Source organism: Streptomyces sp. (genome assembly GCF_031181555.1).
Lineage (GTDB): Bacteria > Actinomycetota > Actinomycetes > Streptomycetales > Streptomycetaceae > Streptomyces > Streptomyces fimbriatus.
In genome coordinates this window covers 1-5,034 of record NZ_JAPSKQ010000278.1, presented here as the reverse complement: position 1 = coordinate 5,034, position 5,034 = coordinate 1, and the positions used below count along the sequence as shown (strand labels likewise).

The window sequence follows — 5,034 nt, the reverse complement described above, 5'->3', positions numbered from 1 at the left end:
CCGGCACCTTCGACCTCGACGCCGAACTGAAGATCTGGCTCTCGGGCTCCCAGGCCCCCATCCAGAAGACCTTCACCAAGGGCGTCGACATCTACGAGGTCCAGGCGATCCTCACCCAGTTCGTGGCGCGCTGACGCGGCGGCCTTGAGGCGGAAGAAAGGCTTCCCCCGACCCCGAACGAGTGAACGCGCCCGCACATGCCACCTGCTGGTCGTGGTCTGCCGGGCCGGTCCACGGCGTCCTGGGCCGCGGGCTCGTGTCCTTCGAGCCGGACGTCTCGAAGGCTGGTCCGAGGTGGTGGAGGCAGGCCCGGAGTGCCGACGACCTCTTCGTCGGGGAGGGTCCGGCCTCCTGGGTCCGCACACGGCGAGGGGCCCGGAACCGATGTCGTCGGTCCGGGCCCCTCTTCGCTGTGGGGTTACTTCGGCTGCGGCTTGCGGACCGTCAGGTGGAGTTCCTTCAGGCGGGCCTCGTCCAGCTCCGTCGGCGCGCCCATCATCAGGTCCTGGGCGTTGCCGTTGAGCGGGAAGGCGATGGTCTCGCGGATGTTGGGCTCGTCGGCGAGCAGCATGACGATGCGGTCGACGCCCGGCGCGATGCCGCCGTGCGGCGGGGCGCCGAAGCGGAACGCGCGGAGCATGCCGGCGAACTTCTCCTCGACCGTCTCGCGGTCGTAGCCCGCGATCTCGAAGGCCTTGAGCATGATCTCCGGCTCGTGGTTCCGGATGGCGCCGGAGGACAGCTCGACGCCGTTGCAGACGATGTCGTACTGCCAGCCCAGGATGTCCAGCGGGTCCTGGGTCTCCAGTGCCTCCAGGCCGCCCTGCGGCATCGAGAAGGGGTTGTGCGAGAAGTCGATCGCGCCGGTCTCCTCGTCCTTCTCGTACATCGGGAAGTCGACGATCCAGCAGAAGCGGAAGACGTTCTCCTCGAACTGCCCGGCCCGCTTGGCGGCCTCCACCCGCACCGCGCCCATGATCTTCGAGACCTCGTCGAACTCGCCCGCGCCGAAGAACACCGCGTGGCCGGGGGCCAGGGAGAGGCGCTTGGTCAGTTCCGCGACGTTCTCCTCCGTCAGGAACTTCGCGATCGGGCCGGTCAGCGAGCCGTCCTCGCCGACCCGCACCCACGCCAGGCCCTTCGCGCCCTGCGCGACCGCGAAGTCGCCGAGCTGGTCGAAGAACTTGCGGGGCTGGCCGGAGACGTCCGGCACCGGCAGCGCGCGCACGTGCTTGCCGGCGAACGCCTTGAACTCCGAGTCCTCGAAGATGTCGGTGATGTCGACGAGCTCCAGCTTGGCGCGCAGGTCCGGCTTGTCGGAGCCGTACTTCAGCATCGCCTCGCGGAACGGGATCCGCGGGAACGGGGACGTCACGTGACGGCCGTTGCCGAACTCCTCGAACAGCTCGGTCATCAGCTTCTCGATCGGCTGGAAGACGTCCTCCTGCTCGACGAAGGACATCTCCACGTCGAGCTGGTAGAACTCGCCCGGCGAACGGTCCGCGCGGGCGTCCTCGTCGCGGAAGCAGGGCGCGATCTGGAAGTAGCGGTCGAAGCCGGAGATCATCAGCAGCTGCTTGAACTGCTGCGGCGCCTGCGGCAGCGCGTAGAACTTGCCCGGGTGGAGACGCGAGGGGACCACGAAGTCACGGGCGCCCTCGGGGGAGGTGGCACTCAGGATCGGCGTCGTCATCTCGTTGAAGCCCAGCGCCGTCATCTTCTGGCGGATCGCCGAGATGACCTGCGTGCGCAGCATGATGTTGCGGTGCATGCGCTCGCGGCGCAGGTCCAGGAAGCGGTACTCCAGGCGCCGCTCCTCGTTGACACCGTCCTCGGTGTTGATCGTGAAGGGCAGCGGGGCCGCCGCGCCCAGCACCTCGACCTCGCCGACCTCGACCTCGACCTCACCGGTCGGCAGGTCGGGGTTGACGTTCTCCGCGCCACGCGAGACGACCTTGCCGTCGACGCGGACCACCGTCTCCTTGGACAGTTTGTCCAGCGCCTCGTACGCCTCCGTGCCCGGACGGGCCACGAGCTGCGTGATGCCGTAGTGATCGCGCAGATCGATGAAGAGGATGCCGCCCAGGTCGCGCCGATTGTGCAGCCAGCCACTCAGCCGGACGTCGGTGCCGACGTCAGAGGCGCGGAGCTCGCCGCAGGTGTGGGACCTGTACCGATGCATCGTCGTTCATCCAGTCTTCGCGGATCGGGGTCGTCGTTTCACGTGAAACTCCCCCCAGCCTACCGGTCGACCCACGATCGCTTCCTCGTCATGACCCCCCCGAGCATGCGTGCGGCCTCGGTGGCAGTTTTCGACACCATCTTCATAAAGTGGGGCAATGCGCACTGGTGAGCCCTTGTCCTCTCTGGGGGACGTCCTCGCCGTCCTCGACACCGGTCTGTGGCACTGGGACACCGCGGCCGGGCTGGTCACGGTCGACGCCGTGGCGGCACGCCTGCTCGGGCTGCCCGCCGAGCGGACCACCCTCACGGAGGTCCAGGTCCGGTCCCGTCTGCACCCCGTCGACTGGAACGAGATCACCGGGGTCGTCCGGCTCGCCGTCGCCGAGGACACCCTCGCCGAGGTACGGATCCGGATCATGGACGACCAGCAGCGGGTCGTCCGGGTGGTGCGCAGCCGCTTCAAGCCCACCTTCGACCGCGTCCGCACGGCCTACGTGCTGACCGGCACCCTTCAGGAGGTCACCGAGCCCACCCCGGGAACGCCCGCCGGACGCAGTGCGGTCACCGGCGACTGGCGGCGGTCACGGGAGGCGTTCCTGCTGGACGCGGGCCGGGCGCTGGCCGAGGCGCGGTCGACACAGGAGGTGCTGCGGGTCGCCGCCAACCTGTCGATGCCGGGCTTCTCCCCGGACGGGCTGGCCGTCTTCGGCGTGGAGGGCGACCGGCTCACGGTCATAGGCCACCACGGGCAGGGGTCCGGTGAGGAGGCCCCGTTCACCTCCATGACGGTGGACACGGACTACCCGGCCGCCGAGGTGGTGCGGACGGGCCGCGCGGTCTACCTCTCCTCCCCGCAGCAGTACAAGGCGCGTTACCCGCTCGCCTGGCCGCTCGCCCAGCGCTTCGGCCGCCGGTCCTGGGCGTTCCTGCCGCTGACCGTGGCCGGGCGCCCGATGGGCGCGTGGATGGCGGGCTTCGCCTACCCGGTCGCGTTCACCCCCGACGAGCGTTCCGTGCTGACCACCGTGGCGCGCATGCTGGCGCAGGCGCTGTCCCGGGCGGGCGCGGCCGAGACCCAGCGGGAGCTGGCCGAGGGACTGCAGCGTTCCATGCTGCCCGTGCTGGGACCCGACATCCCGGGCATGGACATCGCCGCCCGCTACGTCCCCACCGGTGGCGGACTCCAGGTCGGCGGGGACTGGTACGACGTGATCCCGCTGCCCCGCGGCCGCTTCGCCCTGGTCATCGGCGACGTCCAGGGGCATGACGTACGGGCGGCCGGGCTGATGGGGCAGTTGCGCATCGCCCTGCGCGCGTACGCCGCCGAGGGCCACCGCCCCGACGCCGTGCTCTCCCGCGCCTCCCACTTCCTCCACGGCCTCACCCAGGGGAACCACGACGAGGACCCCGACGATGTGCGCTTCGCGACCTGCTACTACGCCGAGGTCGACTCGGCGACGGGCACCGTGGAGAGCGCCCGGGCCGGCCACCTGGACCCGGTCGTGCGCATGGCGGACGGCACGGCGCTGATCCGCGCCACGGCGGGCGGGCTGCCGCTCGGCATCGACCCGGACTCCGACTACCCGACGACACGGCACGTCCTGGAGCCCGGCGAGACGCTGATGCTCTGCACGGACGGCCTGGTCGAGACCGGCGGCCACGACCTGCGGACCGGCTGGGGACGGCTGCGCAGCGTCCTGGAGGACCGCTGGAACAGCATGGACGAGCTGGCCGACGCACTGATCCAGGCCGTGCTCGGCCCGTCCTCGCACCACACGACCGGGCCGCTCGTCGACCGCCGCGAGGACGACATGGCGCTCCTGCTGCTGCGCCGGGAGAGCGGTGGCCACGGCGGTGCCCAGTCGCCGTTGCGCCGCACGGTGATGACGGTCGCGCAGGCCGAACCGGAGCGCGTCGCCGACGCCCGGCAGCAGCTGCGCGAGCTGCTGCACGACTGGCCCGACGAGGACCAGAGGGACTCGGCGGTGCTGCTGCTCTCCGAGATGCTGACGAACGTCCTGGTCCACACCGACACGGACGCCCTGCTGGTCACCGACGTCATCGGGAAGCCCGGCGAGCGGCAGATCCGCGTCGAGGTCACCGACACCGGCGACGACCTGCCGCACAAGCGCCGGCCGGGCGAGATGGCGTCCTCCGGACGTGGCCTGATGCTGATCGAGCTGCTCGCGGACGCCTGGGGGGTGGCCCCGCGCGGCGAGGGCAAGAGCATCTGGTTCGAACTGTACGAGACCGACGGGGCCGGGCCCGGCGGTGCCGGACACGGCTGAGCGAAGCGGCCGGGGGACCCGCCCGGCCCGTCGGCACACCCGCCGCACGTGCCGCTCGCCCACCGGGTCCCTCCCGCGCGTCCCGGCCGGCCTCCGGTACGGCCGGGACGCGCGGCCCTCCGGTACGGCCGCGCTGCCGGGTCCGGGCGGTCTTCCCGCACCGCCGTCGCCGGCGGCGGGCCCGCCCCCGGTCCGGACGCGGCCGCGCACACGCGGACGAGCCCCGTCCGCTGCGGGACGGGGCTCGTTCACCGTGGCTCCGGCGGGACCTACAGTCCGCCCTCGGACATCCCGTGCACCGCCGGGACCGTTCCGAGCCGGCCCTTCTGGAAGTCCTCGAACGCCTGCTGGAGTTCCTCGCGGGTGTTCATGACGAACGGGCCGTAGTGGGCCATGGGCTCACGGATCGGCTGCCCGCCGAGCAGGACGACCTCCAGGTCCGGCGTGTGGGAGTCCTGCTTCTCGTCCGCCCGGACGGTCAGCGCGGACCCGGTGCCGAAGACGGCGGTCTGGCCGAGGCGGACCGGACGGCGCTCGGCGCCGACCGTGCCGCGTCCGGCCA

General features: G+C 71.4%; 4 protein-coding genes. 2 read left to right on the top strand and 2 right to left on the bottom strand.

Annotated elements, in window-relative coordinates; all coding sequences use genetic code 11:
* On the top strand, positions 1-134 hold a 134-nt coding region (locus RIM90_RS30570; protein ID WP_309063990.1), incomplete at its 5' end, for a PH domain-containing protein.
* Between the two features lie 284 nt (positions 135-418).
* Here RIM90_RS30570 and aspS read toward each other — a convergent pair.
* Positions 419-2,182, bottom strand: coding sequence for an aspartate--tRNA ligase (gene aspS, locus RIM90_RS30565; RefSeq protein WP_309063989.1), 1,764 nt, complete (start codon positions 2,180-2,182; stop codon positions 419-421).
* A gap of 157 nt (positions 2,183-2,339) precedes the next feature.
* On the opposite strand from aspS, the gene RIM90_RS30560 reads away from it, so the two are divergent.
* The gene (locus RIM90_RS30560; RefSeq protein ID WP_309063988.1) at positions 2,340-4,472 is read left to right on the top strand and encodes a SpoIIE family protein phosphatase; all 2,133 of its coding nucleotides are present in this window, start codon (positions 2,340-2,342) and stop codon (positions 4,470-4,472) included.
* A gap of 269 nt (positions 4,473-4,741) precedes the next feature.
* Here the strand turns inward: RIM90_RS30560 and RIM90_RS30555 are convergent.
* A partial coding sequence (locus RIM90_RS30555; protein ID WP_309063987.1) for a pirin-like C-terminal cupin domain-containing protein occupies positions 4,742-5,034 on the bottom strand: 293 nt, incomplete at its 5' end.